The organism is Sediminicola luteus (assembly GCF_002514735.1).
Classification (GTDB): domain Bacteria; phylum Bacteroidota; class Bacteroidia; order Flavobacteriales; family Flavobacteriaceae; genus HQA918.
In genome coordinates this window covers 218,846-243,115 of record NZ_NBWU01000001.1, presented here as the reverse complement: position 1 = coordinate 243,115, position 24,270 = coordinate 218,846, and the positions used below count along the sequence as shown (strand labels likewise).

Annotated in this window: 20 protein-coding genes; 8 read left to right on the top strand and 12 right to left on the bottom strand. The window is 47.1% G+C overall.

Annotated elements, in window-relative coordinates:
• Nucleotides 1–32 precede the first annotated feature (32 nt).
• From B7P33_RS07870 to B7P33_RS07820, 11 genes are all read right to left on the bottom strand, one after another.
• Nucleotides 33–473: a nuclear transport factor 2 family protein gene (locus B7P33_RS07870; RefSeq protein ID WP_097441434.1), complete on the bottom strand. Its 441-nt coding sequence runs from the start codon at nucleotides 471–473 to the stop codon at nucleotides 33–35.
• Nucleotides 474–561: 88 nt separating this feature from the next.
• Nucleotides 562–1,890: a TIR domain-containing protein gene (locus B7P33_RS07865; RefSeq protein ID WP_097441433.1), complete on the bottom strand. Its 1,329-nt coding sequence runs from the start codon at nucleotides 1,888–1,890 to the stop codon at nucleotides 562–564.
• A gap of 107 nt (nucleotides 1,891–1,997) precedes the next feature.
• The gene (locus tag B7P33_RS07860; protein ID WP_097441432.1) at nucleotides 1,998–2,423 is read right to left on the bottom strand and encodes an acyl-CoA thioesterase; all 426 of its coding nucleotides are present in this window, start codon (nucleotides 2,421–2,423) and stop codon (nucleotides 1,998–2,000) included.
• Nucleotides 2,423–4,003, bottom strand: a complete 1,581-nt coding sequence (locus B7P33_RS07855) for a phytoene desaturase family protein (protein ID WP_097441431.1) — start codon at nucleotides 4,001–4,003, stop codon at nucleotides 2,423–2,425. Before B7P33_RS07855 ends, B7P33_RS07860 begins: the two co-directional genes overlap by 1 nt.
• A gap of 23 nt (nucleotides 4,004–4,026) precedes the next feature.
• Nucleotides 4,027–5,562 carry an indolepyruvate oxidoreductase subunit beta family protein gene (locus B7P33_RS07850; protein ID WP_097441430.1) on the bottom strand — a complete coding sequence of 512 codons (1,536 nt, stop codon included), beginning with the start codon at nucleotides 5,560–5,562 and terminating at the stop codon, nucleotides 4,027–4,029.
• Nucleotides 5,559–7,718, bottom strand: a complete 2,160-nt coding sequence (locus B7P33_RS07845; protein WP_097441429.1) for an indolepyruvate ferredoxin oxidoreductase subunit alpha — start codon at nucleotides 7,716–7,718, stop codon at nucleotides 5,559–5,561. Before B7P33_RS07845 ends, B7P33_RS07850 begins: the two co-directional genes overlap by 4 nt.
• A 13-nt stretch (nucleotides 7,719–7,731) precedes the next feature.
• Entirely contained in the window at nucleotides 7,732–8,502 is a 771-nt protein-coding gene (locus tag B7P33_RS07840) for a cyclase family protein (RefSeq protein WP_097441428.1), read from the bottom strand.
• Between the two features lie 43 nt (nucleotides 8,503–8,545).
• Entirely contained in the window at nucleotides 8,546–10,849 is a 2,304-nt protein-coding gene (locus B7P33_RS07835) for an oxidoreductase (protein ID WP_097441427.1), read from the bottom strand.
• Between the two features lie 80 nt (nucleotides 10,850–10,929).
• Complete coding sequence (locus tag B7P33_RS07830; protein ID WP_097441426.1) at nucleotides 10,930–11,409, bottom strand: flavin reductase family protein; 480 nt, start codon at nucleotides 11,407–11,409, stop codon at nucleotides 10,930–10,932.
• A gap of 10 nt (nucleotides 11,410–11,419) precedes the next feature.
• A complete protein-coding gene (locus tag B7P33_RS07825) occupies nucleotides 11,420–12,673 on the bottom strand; it encodes a styrene monooxygenase/indole monooxygenase family protein (protein WP_097441425.1) in 1,254 nt (417 codons plus the stop codon).
• Nucleotides 12,674–12,718: 45 nt separating this feature from the next.
• Entirely contained in the window at nucleotides 12,719–13,501 is a 783-nt protein-coding gene (locus B7P33_RS07820; protein ID WP_097441424.1) for an SDR family oxidoreductase, read from the bottom strand.
• A gap of 224 nt (nucleotides 13,502–13,725) precedes the next feature.
• Here B7P33_RS07820 and B7P33_RS07815 point away from each other — a divergent pair, with 224 nt between their 5' ends.
• The 8 genes from B7P33_RS07815 to B7P33_RS07780 all read left to right on the top strand — a co-directional run bounded on the left by B7P33_RS07815 (nucleotide 13,726) and on the right by B7P33_RS07780 (nucleotide 21,533).
• A complete protein-coding gene (locus B7P33_RS07815; protein ID WP_172435892.1) occupies nucleotides 13,726–14,709 on the top strand; it encodes a SphA family protein in 984 nt (327 codons plus the stop codon).
• Between the two features lie 99 nt (nucleotides 14,710–14,808).
• Nucleotides 14,809–15,810, top strand: a complete 1,002-nt coding sequence (locus tag B7P33_RS07810) for a carbon-nitrogen hydrolase family protein (protein WP_097441422.1) — start codon at nucleotides 14,809–14,811, stop codon at nucleotides 15,808–15,810.
• Nucleotides 15,811–15,821: 11 nt separating this feature from the next.
• Nucleotides 15,822–16,952 (top strand): cupin domain-containing protein, encoded by a 1,131-nt coding sequence (locus B7P33_RS07805; protein ID WP_097441421.1) that lies wholly within the window; start codon nucleotides 15,822–15,824, stop codon nucleotides 16,950–16,952.
• 103 nt (nucleotides 16,953–17,055) lie between these two features.
• Complete coding sequence (locus B7P33_RS07800) at nucleotides 17,056–17,970, top strand: fumarylacetoacetate hydrolase family protein (RefSeq protein ID WP_097441420.1); 915 nt, start codon at nucleotides 17,056–17,058, stop codon at nucleotides 17,968–17,970.
• A gap of 11 nt (nucleotides 17,971–17,981) precedes the next feature.
• Nucleotides 17,982–18,734, top strand: a complete 753-nt coding sequence (locus B7P33_RS07795; protein ID WP_097441419.1) for a maleate cis-trans isomerase family protein — start codon at nucleotides 17,982–17,984, stop codon at nucleotides 18,732–18,734.
• A gap of 90 nt (nucleotides 18,735–18,824) precedes the next feature.
• On the top strand, nucleotides 18,825–19,934 hold the full coding sequence (locus tag B7P33_RS07790) for an LLM class flavin-dependent oxidoreductase (RefSeq protein WP_097441418.1): 1,110 nt from the start codon (nucleotides 18,825–18,827) through the stop codon (nucleotides 19,932–19,934).
• Nucleotides 19,935–20,149: 215 nt separating this feature from the next.
• Nucleotides 20,150–20,926 carry an IclR family transcriptional regulator gene (locus B7P33_RS07785; protein WP_097441417.1) on the top strand — a complete coding sequence of 259 codons (777 nt, stop codon included), beginning with the start codon at nucleotides 20,150–20,152 and terminating at the stop codon, nucleotides 20,924–20,926.
• Between the two features lies 1 nt (nucleotide 20,927).
• A complete protein-coding gene (locus B7P33_RS07780; RefSeq protein ID WP_097441416.1) occupies nucleotides 20,928–21,533 on the top strand; it encodes a flavin reductase family protein in 606 nt (201 codons plus the stop codon).
• A 42-nt stretch (nucleotides 21,534–21,575) separates the two neighbouring features.
• Here the strand turns inward: B7P33_RS07780 and B7P33_RS07775 are convergent, their stop codons facing one another.
• Entirely contained in the window at nucleotides 21,576–24,254 is a 2,679-nt protein-coding gene (locus tag B7P33_RS07775; protein WP_097441415.1) for a DUF7133 domain-containing protein, read from the bottom strand.
• Nucleotides 24,255–24,270 lie beyond the last annotated feature (16 nt).

The window sequence follows — 24,270 nt, the reverse complement described above, 5'->3', positions numbered from 1 at the left end:
TCTGGTTGAGCGCCTTGCCCGTTAACCGCCTTTTAATATTTATGAAAAGTCTTGTTCACGATTTTCCAGCCTTCTGGGAATTTGTAGAGCGATAGGTAATCGGTATAGGCTTTGGTGCTCCCTTTATAATAATCGAGTTTTACCACGGCGGCGTTTCCGGTAATATCTATCGATTGGTATTTGGCGGTCACCAATTCGTCGCCAGTCAGGGGCAGTTTACCTTCTTCCCTTTTTTTGGCCTGTTTTTGTTTCCATTCGCCAATAGCGTATTGCCACATTTTACCGTCTTTACCCACACCCAACAATTTAAAATCGGGATGGAAGCCGGCTTCGATCTTGGCCAGGTCACCTTCGTTCTGTAGCCCTTCGATATAGGCCGATTGCACCACTTGTTTTACGGTTTCTTTTTCGTTTTGGGCCATGGTTAGGCCCATGCACAGTACCAATACGGCCGATAGTAATAAAGCTCTCATGTGTTGTTGTTTTTGATGGATTATATCAAAAAGATACGTTTTAAGAAGCTGTAAAACAGAATTTTAACACGATTTTGACATGGGGTGTTTATCGAATAAGATCTCGGATAAGGTCACCGATCTCATCGAACTCGTTTACCCAAAGTACGTTCAGACCCAGTTCGTTGGCGTCTTGCTCTTCCAAAAACATCAATAGTTCGTCTACCGTGGCATCATTGTCCAGACTCGGTATTTTTTTGATGATATAGTGGTTGAGGTTGTTCGTGGGGTCTTTACGGTTCGCCACATCCAACAGTCGCCTAAGATTGGGGTCGTTTAGGCTTAGGCCAATAAACAAACAGGTATTTTGGCTTAGCTTGTTCAGTTGGATTAAATTCGACCAGCTAAAGGGTTCTATAAATTGGGTATGGTACGAATCTTCGCTGAACACGATGTTTTTGTCGGACCCAATTTTGCCTTTTCGGGGTAAAAATCCGTGTACGTGGTAAATGGGAAGCTCATCTTGAAGGTTACGGATACCCTCTTTTTCAATGGCCTTGAATTTGATATTGTTGGCCGCTAGGTTCTCTTCGATCAGCGCGTCGAAATTAAAGGTAATGATCGAGTCCAAAGGTTTGCCATCACGTTGAGGCCTTGAGATTTCTACAATGGCATCGATCAGATCGCAACTGATGGGGTTGTTCTTGTACAAGGCATCGCGCAGTTCGGGTAAAAAATCCTTGCCCAAATTCGATTTTAGGTATTTTCCCATTACCAAAGACGAAGAGCCTAAAAGCGATTTATAACTGGCCGAGCTTTTGGTGGTAAGCGAGAGCGAGGGGTCGTTCGCTATCCGAGCGATCATGGTTTCCAACAGGTCCAGTAAGAGGGCGTTCCAATCCGGTATATCGGCGCCAATGGAAACCCCGGCTCCACAGACTAAAGTAAGCTCGCCCGATTTAAGTGAGGCTTTAAGGCGTTTTGAGAAAATGGCGTTACGCCTTTGGTTGCTCTCCTTGCTCGGCAAGCCTTCGTGATGGATCCGCTGGCTACCTTCGGCCAATAAGGCCCTCAATTTTTCGATACCGTAATCGAGGTTACGCGACATATCGATAAACCCATAGTTCATCAAATAGGAGGGCAAAACACTCTTGTCGGTAATTACGGGAATGATCCGGGTCGATTTCTTGGAGATATCGTTCAATACGATCGATTCCATCTCCATCATGGCCGATTTGGAGTTCATGGTCTCCCGACTCAAGATAATCACGACGGCCTCAAAATCCTTGATGGCCTCATTGATTTTTTTAAACCAGTTATCGCCCGATTTTATATTCAGGTTTTCGTAAAAGACCTTGTGCCCACTTTCGGTTAGGGCTTGGGCCAATTGCTGTAACATGGCCCGGTCGTTCTTACTGGAACTGATAAAAACCTTCATAATACGGTATTAAGCGATTTTCATACTAAAATACTGAAAATGCCGTGCCTCTTTCAGCCCCCGAACAATTTGACGAAAAGATAACAAGCGCAATGGTGTGCAAGTACTTATGGGTTGCTTACAAAAGGCCGCATTTTATTCAAGAGTTCTTCGGTCCAAGCCTTGGATTTTAAGCCGCCTTTTTCGTCTTTCTCAATAAAGACCAAGGTACCCTCTCCCTCAACAATCTGATCGCCTTGGGCATTGGTAAAGGCAAAGCGGTATACCACCGATTTCTTGCCCAACTTTTCTATATACAGGCTTTTGGTAATATGTTCGCCCAAGCGGGCCGGCTTATGGAAATTGGTATTCACGTTCACCGTAGGCACCCCATAGTTGGGATGCATGTCGTTAAAGGAATAGCCCAAGGCCTCCTCGAACCAGTCTTCTACCAAATCGTTTAGCATTACGAAATAGCGTGGGTAAAAAACGATTCCGGCGAAATCGCAATGTTGAAAACGTATTTTTTCTGCTTTGGAAAAACGATTGTCCATTACTTCTTATGTAGTTTTTGATAGATTAAAAAGCCCGATCCACCGCCAAGTCCGGGTCCGGGATGCGTAGATGCCCCGGAATGGAATAGGTTTTTGATCGGGGTCTCATGGTTTTTGGTGGACTTTAAGGGGCGCCAAGCCAAGTATTGTTCAATGGCACACGATCCGCCGTAGGGGTCACCATGCATGAGGTTTATGTTCATTTGTCCCAATTCTTTGGGCGAAATGATGGCTTTGTATACCTGGGCCGTCTTTACGTTCGAAATATAGCCTTCGATACGATCCAAAATACGGTCGGCATAGGCGTTTTTAAGGGCATCGGTCCATTCACCCTGGCAAAGGTCGTTTAGACTACCAGCGGCATCGGCCTCTGGGTAATTGGGACATTCCGGCAATTGGATCCAAAGTATATGTTTACCTTCGGCGGCACGACTTGGGTCTACCGCACTGGGTTGGGCGATACAGATTGTAGCTTCGCTGGGCAATTGCTGGCGGGTAGCCTGGTTTACCGAACGCGAAACATCGTCCATGCCATTCGAAAGGTGGGTATAGATTACCGTGCCCAACTCCGGATCGAACCATTTCGGGGCCTCGTTCAGCACCAAATGGATCTGCATATTGCCCATGCCATATTTATAATTGGCCGCTTGGGTCTTTACCGCTTCCGGTAAAAGCGATTTATCGGCAATAAGTTTATCGTATAAAAGGGTAGGGGTGGTACTGGCGACAACGAATTTTGAGTTGTAGCTGCTACCATCCGCACAACGTACCCCAGTAGCTGTTTTACTGGCCTTATCGACTACCACTTCATCTACATGCCTGTTCAGTATGCAAGTACCTCCATTCGATTCGATGATGTTCTTAAAGGCTTCTACGATTTTGTAGCTTCCGCCTTTTACCAAGGGAAGGCCTACGAGTTCTACCGTAAAGGCCACGATTTTGGCCATGGCAGCCGAAAACGGACTCTCAGGCGATAGGCCGGTATGTAAGATCCATGGTGATAACAAGGCGTTGACCTCTTCACTTTTAACATGGTCCGGAAAATCGTTTCGTAATGAAGCCAAACATTCGCCCACCAGTTCCAAACTTGGTTTTACCCCTTTTTTCCAGAGGGTCTTGCCCAATAGCTTGGCCATTTGCAAGGTTACCGGTTCTTGCCCCAGTATACTGAACAAGAGGTCGGCATTTTGTTCTACCCAACCAATGGTTTCTCTGAACCGATCGCCTTCACCAGCATTGAACCCATTGAAATTTTGGGTGTTGGTATCCCGATCGGTACGTAAAATGGAGAACCGTTTATCGGAAAGAACCGTAGCGGTAGGGGTATCGTTATTGGCAAAATCGACACCTTGGGCGGCCAGGTCTTCTTGTAACATGCCATAGGCCGGCCCGGTTACGAAAAGCGGGTAGGCCGTTGAAAAGGTATCCAAGGTACAACCCTCGGCTTGGGCAGATCGTATACATCCGCCCAAATGTTCGGTACGTTCCAGCACCAGCACTTTCTTACCGCTTTTGGCCAAAAGGCTGGCAGCTACCAAATTATTGATGCCTCCGCCTATAAAAATAGTATGGTACCCCATTTGAATCGTTTTAATACAGTCTCTTAATTGGCTTCAATTTCTTCTATACTCTTGCGCAGTGCTTCTACCTTTGGGTTTTGCAGGGCGACTTCCATAAGGTGGGCCGCGAATTTTTGGGCCTTACCATTATCGGCATTCGACATAATGAACTCGTTCATGAGCCAGAATTTACCATGGCCGCGGGCATAGGTGTCCCCATAACCTTTTTTCAATCGATAGGTTTTGGCCAAGTCTACGGCCAAGGCATAGTTTTGGGACAGCATACGATCTATACGGCCCAACCAACCATCTACATTGTCCATCTCCTCGTAATGCCTAAAGGTCTTCATACGCCAACGTTTCATACCCCCTAGGAAATAGAGGTTCAAGTACCAGAACAAACTCGTCGATTTAATACGACGGTCCTTATCCATACGTTTGGCGAACCATGCTTCCATCTTTTTGTTCTTCGACACCTTAAGTCCCATTTTCTTGGGTAGAAAGCCATAGAATTCCGGGAAACTCGGGTGTAGGAAATCCAAGGTATGAACGATGTCGTCGGGTTTGGCCTCGATTTGGTCGTAGACCTCGGCAAAACGCTCGGTACGTGTCTTTTGGTCGGCCACAAAGATAAGATCGTCATAGGCCATGGCCGTCGCCAAATATTTAGCGAGGTTAAAAGACAAAGTGTACTCGCCCTGGTCTTTGGCCACAAAAGGTTTTAACTTATCGAGATATTCTTGGGCCCATGTAGCATTGTGCCAATCAGCCAAATGGAGCACCCCGCTAAAGACCACATCGTGTATGGGTTTGGGGAATTCCGATTTGATATAGTTGATAAACCCAGCTACGGTCTTGTTTTTGGAACTTGAAGGCATGGCCGGAATCTCCGCTTTTTTCAAGGCCGGTTCGTAGGGTTTGGGTTTAGCTATAAAATCCTTGATATAGTCATAGGCCCCATTAAAGGCATTGGAACTGGCCTGTACCGCGATACCCGTTTTGGCAATGGTGTCTAAAAACTGCTGTTTGGTAAAGGGTAGGGCACCACTGGCGGCCAAGGCCCCGAACATACTGGCCGAGATAACACTTTTGTGCTGTTCGGCAATAAGTTTCAGGTTGCCGAAAAGGCTCTTTTTAGCATGTTTTTCGGCCAATTCTACGATACTCCTTCCATCTAAGATGCCATCGCCAGGGGTTTCTTTCTCTTTTATGGCCAGGTTACGATTAGTCGAAAATATCAGGGTGGTCTTGTCCGAGACAAAGTCGCGGTACATGGCTCGCCCGGCTTCCATAATCTCGGTAGCCATTACGATATCGATATCAAAAGGAGCTGGCATTTGGGCTAAAACGGGGGTTTGGATCTTCCCGTCTTTTTCCAAGCCCTCTTTGTTCATGAGCTCCATATAGTACACTGTGGCCCCGGTACGTTGGGCCACCCCGGCAATCGAGGTCGATTGGGCCCAATAGCCGTTATCTTCTGCGGTCATACGGATCCAACCACTCAATACACCTCCACCGTCCCCACCAACGGCCAATAAGGCTATTTTAATGGGTTCGTTCTTCTTCTTTGCTACACTCATGCCCGTATCCTTTTGCGGTCGCGCCGTTTTTGTAAATAGTTAATGATCTTTTTCTTAAAGTTGTGCGCCATACGCTCGCCCGCTCCCGGATGGTTTACAATCTGGGCTTTGTAGAAAGACGGACACAAAACGGCCGCTTCGGCCACTTCGCCACAGTTACCACAGGCCACACAAGAGTTGTCGATCTTGGCAACAGGGTCGTCTTTTAAAGGGTTCTCGCTATAGTCGAGTGTCAGTGACGGACAACCTGAAAGTCGCATACACTCGTGGTCACCACTACAAACCTTGCTGTCGACCCCGAAGCGTTCTTTTACGACCCGTTTTTCTTCCTTCATTTTCTGACGGAAGATTTTCTTTTCACGACGCTGTTTGTTCAAACTACATTCCGATTGGGCAATGATCACCTTGGGCCCACCTTCGGTTGTGGTCAAGGCCTTGGTCATGATCTTTACCATCTTCTGAACATCGTAGGTATGGTCTATGAGCTCTACCCATTTTACCCCCACACCCCTTACGGCGTTTTCGATACTGTTCTTGGTAGAACGGATCGGGTTTTCGTTCTTACTCGAAGGTACATCCTGTCCGCCCGTAGCGGCCGCATAATTATTATCTACGATAATGATGACCCCGTCGTGGTTGTTGAAAACGGCATTACCGATCCCCGAATTAAGCCCGTTATGCCAAAAACCGCCATCACCCATAATGGATATGACCCTTTTTTGGTCTTTCACCTCCATATTTATGGTGTTGAAGGCTGATGCCGACGAAGGTCCGAGTCCGTACCCCATGGTAGAGGTTCCCAGGTTGAAGGGGGGCAAGATGGAGAACAGGTGGCAGCCAATATCGGCAGAGATATGGTGGTCGCCCAAGTTTTCCATGACCAATTTAAGGGCAGCGAAAATAGGACGTTCCGGGCAACCGGTACAGAATCCGGCCGGACGCACAGGTACTTCGGTCTCCAAAAGTTCCTTGTCTTCCGGATTCAATAGCGACACCCACTGTTTTTCGCGTGCGGCACGTACATTTTCCGCCTCGGCCAAATCCAAGAATTTAGGTAAGGCCTTTTGGATGACCCCTATGGTATAATCCCCGGCTTCCGGCAGTAATTCTTTTCCGTAGATCTTGGTGTCGATCCCTTTTTGATTCAGGATCAACGACAGGTTTTGCTCTATATAGTTCGGTTGGCCTTCCTCGATTAATAAAACCGAGGTTTTTCCTTTACAGAATTCCGCGATTTCGTCGGGTACTACCGGATAGGTCACATTCATGACATAGGTAGAAATCTTGGTATTCCCTAAATGATCGGAAAGATCGGAAAGGGCCAAGGCACGGTTCAGGTTATTATACAAACCACCTTGAACGATGATACCGATATCTTCACGTTCCCCTTGGAAAACCTCGTTCAGCTTATGTTTTTTGATATACTCCAAGGCCCGTGGCATCCGCGATTTTACCTTTTCCTGTTCCTGTTTAAAGGAAGCCGGAGGTAAAACGATACGGTTTACATCGCGCTCCGGATTGTTCAAGGCCTCGGAAAGCGAATAATCGGGACGTTTGTTGTCGTTGGCTATAAACTGGCCATACAAGTGACACGAGCGCACCCGTAATTGTAGTATTACCGGAGTATTACTGGCCTCCGACAGGTTAAAACCATCGGAAACGGCCTTTACGATACTCTCTAGATTCGGGCGTGGATCGATAAGCCACATCTGGCTTTTCATGGCAAAGGCATGGGTACGTTCTTGCATAATGGACGAACCCTCGCCATAATCTTCACCTACGATAACCAACGCACCACCTAAAACCCCACTAGAGGAAAGGTTGGACAAGGCATCGGAAGCCACATTGGTACCTACGGTCGATTTCCATGTAACCGCACCACGTACCGGGTACATCATAGAGGCCGACAACATAGCTGCGGCACCGGCCTCTGAGGCCGAATTTTCAAAATATACCCCTAACTCTTTTAGTAAGGGGTCGGCGTCGGCGAAAACGTCCATAAGGTGCGAAATGGGCGAACCTTGGTAACCTCCAACATATCCAACACCATTTTCGAGTAGGGCTTTGGTCACTGCCAAAATCCCTTCACCCTGCCAAACTTCACCTTTGCCTTTTCGTAAGGTCTCTACCTCTTTCTTAAACGAACGTTCTGCCATAGCGTACTGTTTTTTAAGTCAATGCGAATACGCGCAACGGGCTACCCGAACCTTCCTCGATTTTCAAGGGAGCGGCTACGATAACGGCACCTTTGGCAGGCAATTGATCCAAATTCTTTAAACATTGCAAACCGTATTTACCGGCACCGTGCATTAGGGTGTGGCAAGGCAATTGCATTTCCCAAGTGAACGACATGCCCGCATCGGTATTAATGGTTTCTACACCAAAGCCAAGCACATCTTTAGATATCATATATTCAACGGCTTCCTTGTTGGGGCCAGGGGTGTGGTTTAAACCATCTTCACCTACGTTCAAAAACTCGGGACCTATAGGTCGTTTTGACCAATCGGTACGGAAAATTACCCATGTACTGGCTTCAATAGCGCCATGTTCGGCTTCCCAAGCTTGGATATATTCGGGCGTCAATACAAAATCGGGGTTTTTGGCCACCTCTTTAGAAGCATCAATAACATTGGCCCCGGCTACGAAATGTTCGGCCGGAATGGTATCTACCGAATTCTGGGCATGATCTTTTCCGGTAACCCAATGCACGGGGGCATCGAAATGGGTGCCGGTATGCTCACCGCAGGTAAAATTGTTCCAATACCAACCCGGACCTTTATCGTCGTATTCCGAAATTTTGGTCTTGCTAAAAGGGGCCACCTGTCCGAACTCCGGTGGGAGCTGTAGGGCAGGGAATTCTTCGTTCAAGGTATGGGTAAGATCTACCACTTTTACGGATTTGCCCTGTACGGCGGACAAAAGGTTTTGTAAAGTGCTCATATCTGTTGAATTAGTCGTTTTAGTTAATACGTTGAGAATATTTTTAAGAGACTTGGTGAGAAACCGGTTTTAGTCTGATTTTCATGTCTTCTACCTCGGCCCTCTGTTTGCGCACATAGGGGTATAGGTGAGTGGTTCCGGCCTCATAGGGCTTGGGAACGGGCATATGGCCTTCAAAGTTTTCATAAGCCTGGGCACGACGCACAAAATAGGGGTCTAGTAATAAGGGTCGCCCTAAGGCTACCAAATCGGCCCTTTTGTTTAAGATCAAGGTGTTTACCTGGTCAATATCCTGAATATAACCGGCCGTAATAGTCGGGATCTCCATTTCCGTTTTAATGGCCTCGGAGAACGGGCTTTGCCACATACGCCCAATAAGGGGTTGCTGTTCGGCAACGGTGTTTCCGGTAGAAACATTGATAATATCGGCGCCAGCATCGTTAAATGCCTTGGCCACTTGATTGGCTTCTTGGGCGCTTAAGCCACCTTCGGCCCAATCGGTTGCCGAGATTCTAACTGAAATGGCCAAGCCAGGTGCGGCTGTTTTAATGGCCTCCAATACACGCAATGGGAATTTCATACGGTTTTCCAAAGCTCCGCCATATTCATCGGTTCGTTGGTTAGTCAAGGGCGAAATAAAAGAGGCCAACAAAAAGCCATGGTGGGCCTGTAGCTCTATCAAATCGAAACCAGCGGTTTTGGCGTTGGCCGCCGCTTGGGCGAATTCTTGGGTAATACGATCCATACCGGCCGCATCGAGTTCGGTCGGGGTAGGTAGATCGGCATTATAGGCGATGGGCGAGGCCGAAACCAAATCCCAATGGCCTGCTTTAAGAGGAATCATCTGGCCCATTTCAATGGTCTCACAATTCCCCTTTCTACCGGCATGTCCCAATTGTATGCCGATTTTGGAATCGGTATGGGCATGTACAAAATCGGTGATGCGTTTCCAAGCCTGGGTCTGTGCTTCATTCCAGATACCACAACAATGTGGTGTTATACGGGCATCGGGTGCCACGGCCGTCATTTCGGTAAGGATCAAACCTACGCCTCCGGTGGCACGGCTGGTATAATGGCTATAATGCCAGTCTCCGGCGATACCATCATTGGCATTGTATTGGCCCATAGGGCTCATAACAATTCGGTTTGGCAGTTCTACATTTCCTATTTTAAATTTAGTGAATGCAGGTGGGGTGTCTAGATTCTCAAGCCCCAAATTTTTATTGAAGGCATGGATGATGGACTGGGCGTATTCTTTATCCCTTCGGGCCTGGTTTTCTATGGTGATCTTTTTAGATCGCGACATAACGCTAAAGGCGAAAGAGTCGAAATCGAGTTTCATATGGCGATCTTGGGCCTCGAACCAGTTCAAGGAAACCACGGCGGCATACTGGATCATTTCTACCGCATTGCGTCTTACTTTATCGTATTGTTCAAAAGCGGCGTTTACGTTTTCGGGGTTGGCCACCACGGCATCTGAAAGCCCAATGGCACAATCCATGGCCAGTTTGGTTCCGGAACCGATAGAGTAGTGGGCCGTGGCTTTAGAGTCGCCCAAAAGCACCACTTTATCGTGGTACCAGTTTTTATTCTCTACATGGGGGAACTGCCGCCAATGCGAACGGTTGGTAATCAATTTATGGCCATCCAATTCTTCGGCGAAAAAGGCTTCCATTTGGGCTACTGTGCCAGCCTCATCGGTTACATCGAAACCTGCTTTTTGGAAGGTTTCGTCTGTACATTCAAAGATCCAGGTACTTCTTCCTTCTTCATATTGATAGGTATGGGCACAAATGGTACCGTATGGCGTAGACCTAAAGAAATAGGTAAAAGCATCTAAGGGTTTGGTAGAGCCACACCAGACGAAGCGGTTGGTCTTCATTTCTATGCTGGTACCGAATTCTTTTTCCATGGAAGAACGGATACCCGAGTTAATGCCGTCGGCCGCTACGATAATATCGGCGTCGGCAAATTGCGAAAGGTCCTCTACCCGGGTGTTGAAATGCAGGTTGACACCTTCTTCACGACAACGCTGTTGTAAAAGGAGAAGCAAGGTTTTGCGGGAACAGCCACAAAAGCCATTACCCTTAATGCGTACTTTTTCGCCATCTCGGGCCACATCCAGATTATCCCAATAGGCGAACGAGTTACGAATGAGTTCGTAAGATTCCATATCGTACGACAAGAACTCGCTCAGGGTCTCATCCGAAAAAACGACACCGAATCCGAAGGCATCATCGAAATTGTTCTGTTCGTACACATCGATGGTACAATCTGGAAGTCTTTTTTTGGTCAGGATGGAAAAATAGAGTCCTCCTGGCCCTCCACCTACAACGGCTATCTTCATGGTATTCTTTTTTTGTACGGCAGGCCTAAAAAGTTACGGAAATACTATGGTAATTCCTCCCTTAGGGCCAATTTGTCCGCTTATGATTGTTCTTTAATCGCATTATATCGTCCGGCATGGAAGAGCAATGGGGCCTCTTCTTTTACGGTATCCATGGCTTGTACTTCACCGATAAAGAGCGTGTGATCGCCCTCGTCGTGCATGGCGGTTACCTTGGCCGTGAAATAAGAGATGCATTCCTTGAGTATAGGAATGTTGTCTACCTCCCCGAACTCCAAGTTCAACTCTGGATCGGGGCGACCGGCAAAATGATTGCTTACGGGCATCTGTGATTCGGCCAAAATATTGACGCTGTATTCTCCGGCAGCTTTGATTAGGCCATGGGTCTTTTGGTTTTTCCCAATAGACACCACAATCAATGCTGGGTCTAGTGAAACTGACATAAAACCATTGGCGGTCATGCCATGTACTTCGTTGTTTTCGTCTTTGGAACAGATGATGGTGACTCCGGTCGCGAAGTCACCACATCGATTCCTAAAAGCTTTTGGGTCTATGCTCATGGGGTATATTTTAAGCGGTTGCCGCTTGGGCGTGCTCTTCTATTAATTTTCCGGTTAAATCGGGGTTTAGCCACCAAGGGAAGAAACCTTGTGGGTCGCTAAAGTTGTTGGCGAACATATCGGCAATGGATTGCATTTCACTGGCTGCACCCAACAAGTTCAAAATGTGTGGTGGTGGTGGTCCTAACAAGGTGTTGGTCCATAACGAAACGTTTTCGGCATAGTCCCAGTAGGCATCAAAGGTCTTTTGCATCCAGGCGGCATCGTATGCTTTACCTTGGTTGGCGATAATAGATTCCAAATAAATCTTAGCACACTTAGAAGCATTGTTCGAGCCTTGTCCGGTAATAGGATCGTTAACTACGACCACATCAGCCACCCCAAGAACATGATTTCCGGATGGTAGGGTACAGACGGGTTTTCTAACGGTTGGGGCAAATCTTCCTGCAATTCTTCCATTGTCGTCGGTTAATTTTACATTTTTACATCTTTCGTATTCCCAAGGCACAAAGCGCTCGATGATCTCTAAACTTTTGGCCAAGTGCTCTTCTGGGGTCTTAACGTCTTGCCAGCAATCCATGGGTCCGCCAGGTATACCTTCAAAAACCATGATCTCGCAAGGTCCGCTTGTGGTATAGGCCGGGAAAACGAAGTATTCTCCAACACCTGGGATCAAATTGAACCGTACCCCTGGGTTTTCGTTAGGGGTCATTCCCGTAACATAGGTTAGGGCCAAGGCGCGCATGGGTTGATCGTACATACATTTTTCGTCGTCCCTTTCGAACATGCGAACGATATCGCCTTTACCGGCACAGACCAAGACCAAATCATTTTCTTGGCTAAGTTTATCCATATAGGCTACATCGGCATCGGCAATGACCAAGTTACCGCCCATTTTCTCAAATTCATCCATCCAACGGGGAAACTTCACACGCTGATCGACCGCCATCCCGATTTTATCGAGATTTCCGACCCATTCAAAAACTTTTTCGCCTTCTTTTTCAGGGTTAGCCAAGGCCAGACCCAAACTTTCGCCGGGAGGGCAAGTACCTTCCCAGAATTCAATACCAAGATCACGTTCGTTCTGAATGGCCATATCGAACATAAATTGGCTCGACATTACCCTACCATTGGCTACCTCTTCTGCTGTACGATTGTTAATGATCGTTACCTCGAAACCGTTTTTAAGTAATCCCATCCCGATTTGAAGTCCAGATTGTCCGGCTCCGATAATGGCTACTTTAGTCTTAGCGTTCGTTCCCATTTGTCTTTCTTTTTTATGTTATGATTCCCTTTTATTATTGGTTTATTATTTGGCCAAAATTGGAAAAAGTGGCATATGGCCCTCAGGTCCCATGGCACTGTACCCACCGTCGACCGGAATTTCGCCTCCGGTCATATAAGAAGCCTTGTCCGATGCAACGAATGCGGCTACTTGCCCTACCTCCTTACCATTGGCTACCCTGCCTTTTAGGTTGAAGGCTGCCGTGGCCTGGTCGGCATGCTGGCGGTCTCCTTTGGTAAGCCCGTTAAAAGGGTCCGACCAAATATGGCCTAATCGCAACAAGTTTACCCGAATACCATCTTCGGCATATTCCACGGCTTGGGTCTTGGTCAAATGGGCCAAGGCGGCCTTGGAGACCGGATAGGCCCAGCGGGCGATATGCGGAAAGTTACCGGAAACCGATCCGGTATTTATGATGCATCCTTTATTTTTCTTGAGTTGTGGTCTGCATAGCTCACCTAGCATAGCCGCCGACACCACATTGACATCCAGGGTTTTTAACCAAGTGTTACGGTCGGTGGTCGCACCTTCGTCTCCGTAAGAAGCGGCATTGTTTACCAAGGCATCGATTTTTCCGAACTTATCTATAGTGGCAACTACAAGGTTTTCGAGTTGCTCGTTTAAAGTAATATCGGTAGGCACGAAAAGTGCGTTTTCGCCAAGGGATTTGGCTAGGGCCTCACCTGCCTCCTTATTAATGTCGGCGATAACTACCTGAGCGCCTTGCGCGTGCATTTCTTTGGTGATGTCGGCCCCGATCGAGGCCGCACCTCCGGATATGATAACAACTTTATTGGTTAAATCCATAATTGTCTTTTTTAGTATTTCAGCCTATAAATATAGGGGCTGAAGGCATTTTATGAGGCGATTTTAACGTTCCTCGGCCCAACAAATATATACAAACAATTCAGAAATATGAAAATAAATTCAACAATATTGAAAATTAATTCTATATTTGTTCCAGTGACCCACATGAAAGAGATTCATTAATTGGCTGCCCAGTGTAGCTGTAACCATCAAATTGTATGATTATGAAGAAGTCACTTATCGGTTTTTTCGCTTTAGGACTTTTGGTCTTTAGTAATGTGTTTGCGCAGGATCCCATAACCCAGCCACAGGGTAATTATGGTCTAACCTCGGTCTTGGACGGTGCGCCGCCCATGCCTGGTTTGTATTATATGGGCTATGCGTCTTATTATAGTGGTAACCTACGTGACCATAATGGTGATAAGGTGACCATTTTACCGGGAAAGGATCTTACGGTGAATTCTGCCCTTTTGGTAAACCAGGCCGTTTGGATTACGAATACCGAAGTGTTCGGGGGTAATCTGTTCTTTGATTTTCTATTGCCTACAGTACATTTAGGATTGCCTGATTACGACAGTGCCCCAGTAGATCTTTTGGGGAAAAACAGTATTCTGGCCGATATAAGTGTAGGTTTCGGGGTGCAGTGGTTCGACAAGAAATTGTTCGGTTTGAAGTATTTCCATCGTCCGGAATTGATTTTCTTGTTGCCTACCGGGGGGTATGACAAGGCTATGCCGGTAAATGCAGGTAGTGGGTTTTTTAGTATACAGCCTACCTACGCCCAAACCTTGTTCTTTAACGAAAAGACCTCTTTATCACTTAGGCACCATGTAACCTTTAACTCTGAGGTCGAAAAAGGGGCCGGTGATGCCGTGGCCGATGTTAAGGCGGGTACGTACTATCATGTAAACTATGCTTTGGAGACCTTGGTGGGCAAAAAGCGTTTTAAGCCGGGTGAGTCTGGCGAGACCCGATTGGCTGTACAAGGATATTGGGGTACCCAGTTCAACGATGACCAAGTAAACGGAATCGATGTGGCCAATAGTGGTGAAAAGGTGTTTGCCATTGGGCCGTCGGTACATTTATTGACTAAAAAAGGATTGGTGTGGGAGTTTAAGACCGCTATTGAAACCGGAGTGGAGAACCGTACACAAGGGGTACGATCTACCATTCGTTTGATCAAGGTCTTTCCGCCGAAGAAGAAATAAACGAACGGCCCGCCTTCACCAAAAGGAGGAGGCTGGGTCATAATATCGCGTAGTCTGCCAAAGGGTAGGACGAACGCGCAAAACATACGAACAGAACAGATGACAGCATTGACAAAATTCAAGGCCGCGGTAGTACAAACGAGCCCCGTTTTTTTAGACACGGCGAAAACGGTGGATAAAGCTTGTTCCATAATACGTGAGGTAGGTGCCGCAGGGGCCAAAATGGTGGCTTTTCCAGAGGTGTTTATATCGGCCTACCCGTATTGGAGCTGGGTAGACAACCCGGTAAATGCGAGCAAATGGTTTGCCAAATTGTACCATAGCGCCATTTATGTAGATGGGCCCGAGGTACAGGCGCTTTGCCAAGCGGCCCGTGAGAACGATGTTAATGTGGTGATCGGTTGTAACGAAAAGGTGAGGTATAGCCATGGTACCATGTTCAATACCAATTTGATTATTGATAATACGGGAACCTTAATCGGTGCCCATAGGAAATTGGTGCCCACCTGGGCCGAGAAAATGTCTTGGACCGGCGGCGATGGCAGTACCTTAAAAACCTATAAGACTAATGTGGGGTCACTAGGAACCTTGGCCTGTGGAGAGAATACGAACTCCCTGGCCAGGTTCACCCTCTTATCGCAGGGCGAGACCGTACACGTGGCCAATTATATTTCGCTTCCGGTGTCCCCGGGCGATTACGATATGGCCTCGGCTATAAAAATCAGGGCGGCCGCTCATTCTTTCGAGGGTAAGATTTTTACCTTGGTGTCCTGTTCTACCATATCGGAAGAGATCATTCAATTGTTCGAGAAAGAAAATCCGCAGGTGCGGGAACTGTTCGAACGTAAAAATTCGGCTTTTTCCGGAATAATCGGTCCTGATGGTGACAACTATGTTACCCCTTTGATTGATGACGAGGGTATCGTTTATGCCGATATCGATATGGAAAAGACCATACAGCCTAAACAAATGCACGATATTTTGGGGCACTACAATAGATTCGATATATTCAAATTGACCGTAAATACCAAAAAGAACGAGCCGATCATATATACCGACACCCCTTTTGAGGCGGAGGAGAAACTGATTATTAAAGCATAACAAAGAGAGAAATGGGCAACGAAACACAAGTTTTTGACGACAGCGTTTATGGGCGTTCCCGAGTAGCGGAATCCGATGAACTGAAACAGTACTACCAAGATGTAGAAAATATGGGTACCAAAGCCTTTTGGACGGTAGCCAATAAGATCGAGCCTTGGGAGCCACGCACCTTATCGGCCCCCATGTTGTGGGAATATGATAAGTTAAGGCCTTTGTTGATAAAAGCCACCGAGTTGGTTTCGCCTGGCGATGCCGGTAGAAGGGTGTTGACTTTGATCAACGATAATTTAAAAGAATCTGCCGCAGCTTGTGGTATGTTGTTCTCAGGAATACAGATTACTAGACCAGGGGAGTTTACCCCGGCCCACCGCCACGTGGCATCTGCCCTACGTTTTATTATGGAGGGTAGCGGTGGTTACACCATTGTTAACGGACATAAAATGAACTTGGGTGCCCGTGATTTTGTGATTACCCCTAACGGAACTTGGCACGAACACGGGGTGGCCGAAGATGGTCAAACCTGTATTTGGCAAGACGGCTTGGATATTCCTATGGCCAATGCCTTTGAGGCGAACGATTACCATGTATGGCCTGAAGAGGGTAAAGGGCAAGATCAATTGCATCCGACCGATTTCTCGCCATTGACCTATAGTGGTAGTGGGGTGCTTATGGCCGATACCGAATGGAACGAGCCTTATTCGCCTTTGTTCAAATACTCTTGGGAACGTACCTATGAGGCCCTACAGAACGCGGCCAAGGTTAACGATGGTTCGCCATACGATGGTATTTTAATGAACTATACCAATCCGGCTACGGGTGGTCCGGTTATGGCTACCATGGGTGCGGCCATGCAAATGTTGCGTCCGGGAGAGCATACCAAGGCTCATAAACATACGGGGTCTATCGTATATCAGGTGGCCAAAGGAAGCGGATACACCGTAATTAACGGAAAACGTTTTAACTGGAAAGAGAAAGATATTTTCTGTGTGCCCTCTTGGGCTTGGCACGAGCACTGTAACGGATCAGGTTCCGAAGATGCCTGTCTATTCCAGTTCAATGACCTTCCTACCATTAAAAAATTGGGGTATTACCAAGAGCGGGTATACACCGAGAATAACGGTCATCAAAAAATAGAACAATAAGCTTTTTTGGATACGGTTTAAGTTGAAGTGCGGGGTCGATAGAGCTAATGGGGTCGGCCCCAATTTTCACAGCCATTTACCATAAATAATATATAGTAGAACAATGAAGTTAGTAAGTTTTAGGGCCTCAGGGGCCGATAGACTAGGGATTGTATTTCCCGAAAACAAAGTGGCCGATGCCCAACAATGGGGAGCCGCCAATGGTATGGATGTACCGGATTCCATGCTTGGATTGATTGATAAGGGGTTGGAGTTTCGCGATAGTATGTCGGCCAAGGTAAAGGCCACAGCTGTAGATGACAACGCTGATTATGTATACGATTATGAGGCCGTAAAAATTTTGGCCCCAATGCCAAAACCGGCCCGTAATATTTGGGGTATCGGGTTAAATTATACCGAGCACGTGGCCGAGTCGGCCCGTTCTTTGGATACCGATAATAAACTTCCCCAAGAATGTATCATATTCTCTAAGCCAACCAATACGGTTATCGCTACTGGTGAGGCCATTAAGCACAATGGCAACCAGACCCAGCAAATGGATTGGGAAGGCGAATTGGCCGTAATCTTGGGTAAAGGCGGTTTTCGTGTGAAGGCCGAAGATGCCATGGATTTGGTATACGGCTATAGTATCATAAACGATATCAGTGCCCGTGATAACCGTAGGCAAGGCCAATGGATCGTTTCCAAAGGCATGGATACCTATGCACCTATGGGCCCTGTGTTGATTACACCGGATGAGATCGAAGATCCGCACAACCTACAGATCATTACCAAGGTAAATGGGGTGGAGAAGCAGAATGGCAATACGAAGAATATGTTGTTCCGTATTCCAGAGATCATTCAAGATATAAGCTCGGTTATGTCGGTAGACCCTGCCGATATTATCGCTACGGGAACGCCTGCGGGCGTGGGTGCCGGTAGGGACCCCCAAGAGTGGATGTGGCCCGGTGATGAGGTAGAGATTATTATCGAAGGCATAGGAAGTCTTAAGAACCCAATCGTAGACGATACGTACTAAGAAGAAAGCAGATGAAAAAGAAGTATAGGATCGGGCAGATCGTGCCCAGTTCCAATATCACTATGGAAACCGAAATCCCGGCCATTTTCAGGAAGCGGGAAGAAGTAGCGGAAGAACGTTTTACCTTCCACTCCTCCAGAATGCGAATGAAACATGTAACTGCCGAAGAATTGGCGGCCATGGATGCCCTGTCGGACAAATGCGCGGTAGAACTTTCCGATGCCCAGGTAGATGTAATGGGGTACGCCTGTTTGGTGGCCATTATGTCGATGGGCAAGGGATACCACTGTGTCTCCCAGGAACGTTTGCATAAGATTACGGCCGAGAACGATTTTCCGACCCCGATCGTAACCAGTGCTGGCGCTTTGGTCGAGGCCTTGGATACCTTAGGGTCTAAAAAGATCGCCATCGTAACGCCATATATGAAGTCGTTAACCCAAAAGGTGATCGATTATATAGAAGATCAAGGTTTTCAGGTGTTGGACAGTGTTTCTTTAGAGATACCCGACAATTTGGAGGTTGCGGCCCAAAACCCAATGAATTTGGTGGATATCTACAAGCGATTGGATCTTACGGGGGTAGATACCTTGATTCTTTCGGCCTGTGTGCAAATGCCTTCCTTAGAAGCGGTACAACAGGTACAGGACGAATGTGGTATTCGTACCATAACGGCTTCTATTTCTACGGCCTATAAGATGATGAAAGAACTCGGACTGGATACCAACGTACCCGGATTCGGAGAATTGCTAAGCGGCAAATACTAAGCATTACTATGCATAAATAGACAAGGAACCACCCATCGGTGATCGCGAGGCGATTGCCAACCGTATTTAATAACCAAATAAAACGTAAGGATGAACGCAAAAGAGAACAGTTTATTCAATCGGAATAAGTTTCGATTGGGATTATTTTCTGCCAATTGCTCGAGTGGAATGGCCATTACCAAAGTGCCGGAACGCTGGGAAAATAATTGGGAGAACAACCTTAAAATGGCTGAAGTAGCCGATAAGGTAGGAATCGATTTCTTATTGCCGATCGCCCGATGGGTAGGCTATGGGGGTGAAACCAACTTTCATGGAAGTGTATTGGAGACCATGACTTGGGCCGCCACATTATTGGCTCGAACCAAAAACATTAATGTATTCGCTACGATCCATACGGCCTTTAACCATCCTGGTGTAGTGGCCAAGCAGATCGCCACCATTGATCAAATGTCTGGTGGTAGGGCCGGTCTTAACGTAGTTTGTGGTTGGAACAAGCCCGAATACGAAGCTTTCGGATTGGAATTGCCCGATGATCATGAGACCCGTTATGGCTATGGCCAAGAATGGTTCGACGTTGTTTCTAAATTATGGACCGAAAAAGAACCCTTTGATTGGAAAGGGGAGTATTTTAACCTAAAGAACACCTATACAGACCCACGTCCGGTACGTGAGATGGTGCCTATCTTTAATGCGGCTGGATCACAGCAGGGAAGGGAGTTCGCCACGACAAACGCCGATTTCCTGTTTACCTCTATGATCGAGTTGGAGACCTCAAAACAAGAAATCGCCGATCTTAAGGCCCAGGCGGCTCAAAAGAACCGCGATCTTGGGGTGCTTACCTTCTCTTATGTAGTGTGTAGGCCCACTCAAGAAGAGGCTGAGGCCTATCACAAGTATTATTCTGTAGACAATGCCGATTGGGCTGCTGTAGATAATATTATCAACCTAATGTTCCAACATGCCGAATCTTTCCCTAAAGAGGTGTTAGATACCCTAAGGGCCCGTTTCGCAGGTGGTCATGGTGGGGTGCCTTTGGTAGGAACCCCGGAAGTGGTGGCCAAAGGACTTATCGATTTGTATAAAGCTGGTTTCTCAGGTACCACCTTGGCCTTTGTAAACTATGCAGAAGAATTACCGTATTTCGCGGAAACTGTATTACCTATTTTAGAAGCAGAGGGCATTCGTGTACCTATGCCCTAAAAGGGGAATATGTGGTAGAGATGGACAAGGGGAGATCATCTGGTTTCCCCTTGTTTTGTTTAAGATGATGTGTTATATGGTTCTAGAGTGCCCAAGTATTCTAGGTGTCACCTTATACAAAATCTATAGATACCAAGATTTAGGTGTCAGGCCTTTCAAAGGGAATTATGTAGTTTTGCCGGAAGCCCTAAACCATAAGGCAGAACCACTAGATTATGAAAAAAACCGCTCCAAAGGGAATCCAGTCGATTGGTATCGGATTCTCCATATTGGAAGTATTGCTACAATCTTCCATTCCCATTTCATTGACTAAAATATCGGAACGATCGGGTTTTTCGCCTAGTAAGATCCATTCCTATATCGTAAGTTTTACCAACTTAAAAATGATTCAACAAGATCCGGTAACCGGGTTTTATGGTCTAGGGCCTAAAGCCTTGGAGTTGGGCTTGGGCTATTTAGATCAAAACAATCTGATTACCCATACCCGTCCGTTGTTGGAAGAACTGGCCGATAAACTAGGACTGACCGTATTCTTGGGAGTATGGGGTAATAAAGGTCCAACGATTGTTTATCGGGTAGATGGTATACATAGCCAATCGGTCTTTGATCTTAGGATCGGTAGTGTATTGCCTTTGCTATCATCGGCCGTGGGTCTTAATTACTGTGCCCATTTACCATTTAATTTGGTAGAGGAGCGTATTGCGAAAGAGTTAAAGCGCAATTCGAGCTTGCCTTTTAAATCTATGAATGAGGTAAAGACCGAATTGGAAAAAGTACGTGAAAATGGGGTTTCAAGCCTAGGTGGAATCCTACTGACCGATTTTACCGCGATTTCGGCGCCCATTTTCGATTTTTCGAAAACCATTAATGCCGCACTTACCATTATGGGACGAATCGGGGAACTGGACGATGATCCCGAGAGTGAGGCTGTAAAACTACTTAAGGAGGTAACCCATAAAATATCTACCTCCAAGGGTTATAAAGAACTGTAAAATGACAATCGATTGTGCCCAGACCGATGCGGTAACCTTGTATAAAACCTTGACTTCGGTGGTAATTCCACGCCCTATCGCCTGGGTGGGTAGCCAAGATGCCGAAGGGGTACACAATCTGGCGCCTTTTTCCTTTTTCAATGTTATTAGTCATGATCCGCCCCATATCATGATTTCTTGTGTAAATCCGAAGGGGAATCTAAAGGATACGGCACGCAATATTTTGTCCCAAAAACAATTCACCGTGAATTTGGTCACGCGACCGCTTTTAGAAAAAATGAATACCACGGCCGCTACCATACCCGCAAATGAATGCGAATTTGAACTGGCGGGACTTACCCCTTTACCGGGCGAGTATGTTAATGCACCACGTGTGGCAGAAAGTCAGGTGCAATTCGAGTGTACCTTGGCCAAAGATTTCACCTTAACGGGTGCTACCGGCGGAGCAACCGTGCTTATCGGTAAGATTGAAAAGATACATCTAAACGATGTCATTCACGATGGCACAGGCCGTATCGATGCCGAGAAGTATTTGGCCGTAGGTAAACTGGAAAAACATAATTATTACACCCCTGAAGGGAAATTTGGTCTTTCCCGACCCAAATAAAATAGACCTGACAGGTTTTCGAAACCTGTCAGATCCAATGCTTTACTTCTTCAAGGTAGATAGGTAAGTTACCAAAGAGGCGAATTCGTCATAAGATAGCGCATTGGCCAATCCGCTAGGCATCATTGAGGTTTCCAGTTCTTCACGCGAAGCGATATCCGATACCTGTAGCGTATGTACTTGTCCGGTTATGGTACGCAACACGATTTTTTTGGCGGTCTCTTCTGAGATAAACCCAGAATAACCACTACCATCCTTGGTCTCTAAATACACTGAAGAGAATCCTTGGGAAATAGAAGCATTAGGCTTTAGGATCGATTCGGCGATTTGCTCGCGGTTCATAATGGAACCGATCTGTCCCATATAAGGCCCTTTTAAAGTCTGCCCTTTTTCTACGCTATGACAAACCACACAGCCTTGTTGTGTAAAGAGTTGTTTTCCTTTCTGTGGATTACCGGGTATTTCGGCCAAGGCCAACATAACATCTTCTATCGAGGCCTTACCGATCTGTCCTTTTTGGTTTTTGATCTTGTCCAAATCCATTTGTATCTCGTCAGAGGCTCCGGAATCGGCCATGGCAGTTGCCACCAGCTCCATACGGTTACGTTCGTTCAGTTCTTCAAAGAAAGCTTCGTTTTCGGTTCCCTCGGCCAGTTTCCATTCGTTTTTGATCAAGCGGCCTATGGCAGCACTACCTTCCCAAGGAATGCCTTTGTAGTAAGGGCCATGGGTATCGGGTCGGGTGCTCCACCACCAAGAACCGTCGTAGGGGGCTTCTTTATGGTACAGTCGGGCCAAGCTGGTCAATAGTTTCTGGCTTAGTACGGGATCCGAGGTGTTTTTGTAAGCGGCTATAAGTCCGTCTACCCCTTTTTCACTATGCATATATTTCAGGGCCCAAAGGGCGAGGTCGGTATTTTTCGAACCTATGGCTTCCAGGCAGACATCTACGGCGTTTAGGGATACCAACGAGCGAACGGCCAAATGTGGTAAGATAATGGCTGAATTTGGTGTGGCATGCGGGCCTTCTTCCGGGGCGTTCATTTCTTTTCGCACCGCCGGCATGGGCGTATCGATCAGGTGTTTGGCCAAGGCAGGGTTTTCTAGACGACCAATGCCAACAATAGCGGCTGCTTTTACTCTAGGGTCGGTACTTGCCAATGCGGCGATAAAAGGTTCGGCAGGTACATGGGCGTTGATCTCGCGTCTGTCGGCCAAGGCCCTTAGGGCAAATTCTTGCAATTCGGCAGTCTCGGTAAGATCGGTTAAGCCTGGTATGGCAGAGGCTCCACCAAGTTGGGCGTATGTATAAACTGCTGCTACGCGACTTTCCATAGACGCACTGCTGTTTTGGGCCAATGCGAAAACCTGATCCATAACATGGTCGGCCTTTCGGGCCACCAAATGTTGTTGGGCGTATAATCTGATCTTGGCACTTTCGCTTTCCAATAATTGGGTTAGTTCCGAGTCGCTGCTTTTTTCAAAATTCGGCCCTTCGGTATATTGCCAGCCCTGCGGAACGGCGCGTACTACATATCCTTTGTCGGGGCTTCCGGAATACCCGGCACCATCCCAAGCGGCCAAGAACATACGGCCACTGGCATCTACATCGAGGTCGGTAACCTGTGGTACGATCATCATACGTTTTTCCGATTGTGTAAAGCTGGCCCTGTCCGGGCTAACTTCATGTCGGTATATGGCAGAGCGGCCCCAATCGGCCATAAGGGGTTTTTTGTTCCATTTTTCGGGCCAGTTCGGGTCTTCCATAAAAAGGGCGCCGGTACCTGATCCCCCACCTACATCGACTAGGGCCGGGAGAATCTCATTGGTAAAATGCTTAAACAGCATAGGGTAACCGTATTCCCCAGACTGAATATGGTGTATAAACCTGATATTCCATCCGCCGCCATCATTGGTGTTGCCACGGGTATAGATGTTCATAAAAGGATCGATGGCCACATCGTATATATTTCGTAATCCGTGTGTATAGACTTCCATGCCGCTACCATCGGGGCGTATACGTAGTACGCCGCCCCCCAATTGGGTCATGGCTTTACCAGCCGCATCTACGGCCCCATGGAACCCAAAGTCGCCCACGGCGATATAGATCCAGCCATCAATACCCATTTGAATACCGTTAGTGGCATGGTCAGTACCCCGGCTTTGGATGAATTTTTTAGAGCTGATGTTGCGTATCAGATATTCGGGGCTACCATCGGCCACTCCGTCGCCATTGGTGTCGGTAAGTTTGATTAGGGCCATGCCTGTTGCGATTCCCGTCACCTCCGAAAAGGTGGTATGCAATACATAAAGGTCGTTACCCATTGGGAGAATGCCCCGTGGGTTGTCAAGTTCGGCAAATACCGAATATTGATCGGCCCGACCATCGTTGTCGGTGTCTTGGAGTTTAATAATACGGCCTTGTCCGGGCTTTTTACCCAAAGAACCGATCATGTCCACGCCTACGAACACGTCACCATTGGGGGCTACGGCCAAACAGGCCGGACTCGGTACAATGTTGTGGTCGGCAAAGCCTGAAAATTCGATTTCCTGGGGCCAGTCGAGTTTTTGGGCCAAGCTGTCGTTCCATTTTTGGTAAATATCGGCTGCGGCGATTGGTGTAGCCGGAATACGTTGGGCTACTTCATCTTGGCAGCCTATAACGCTAAAAAGTACGGAAAGTACGAATAGAATTTGTGTTGATTTACGCGTAGAGATCATAGGTTTGGTCTTAAAA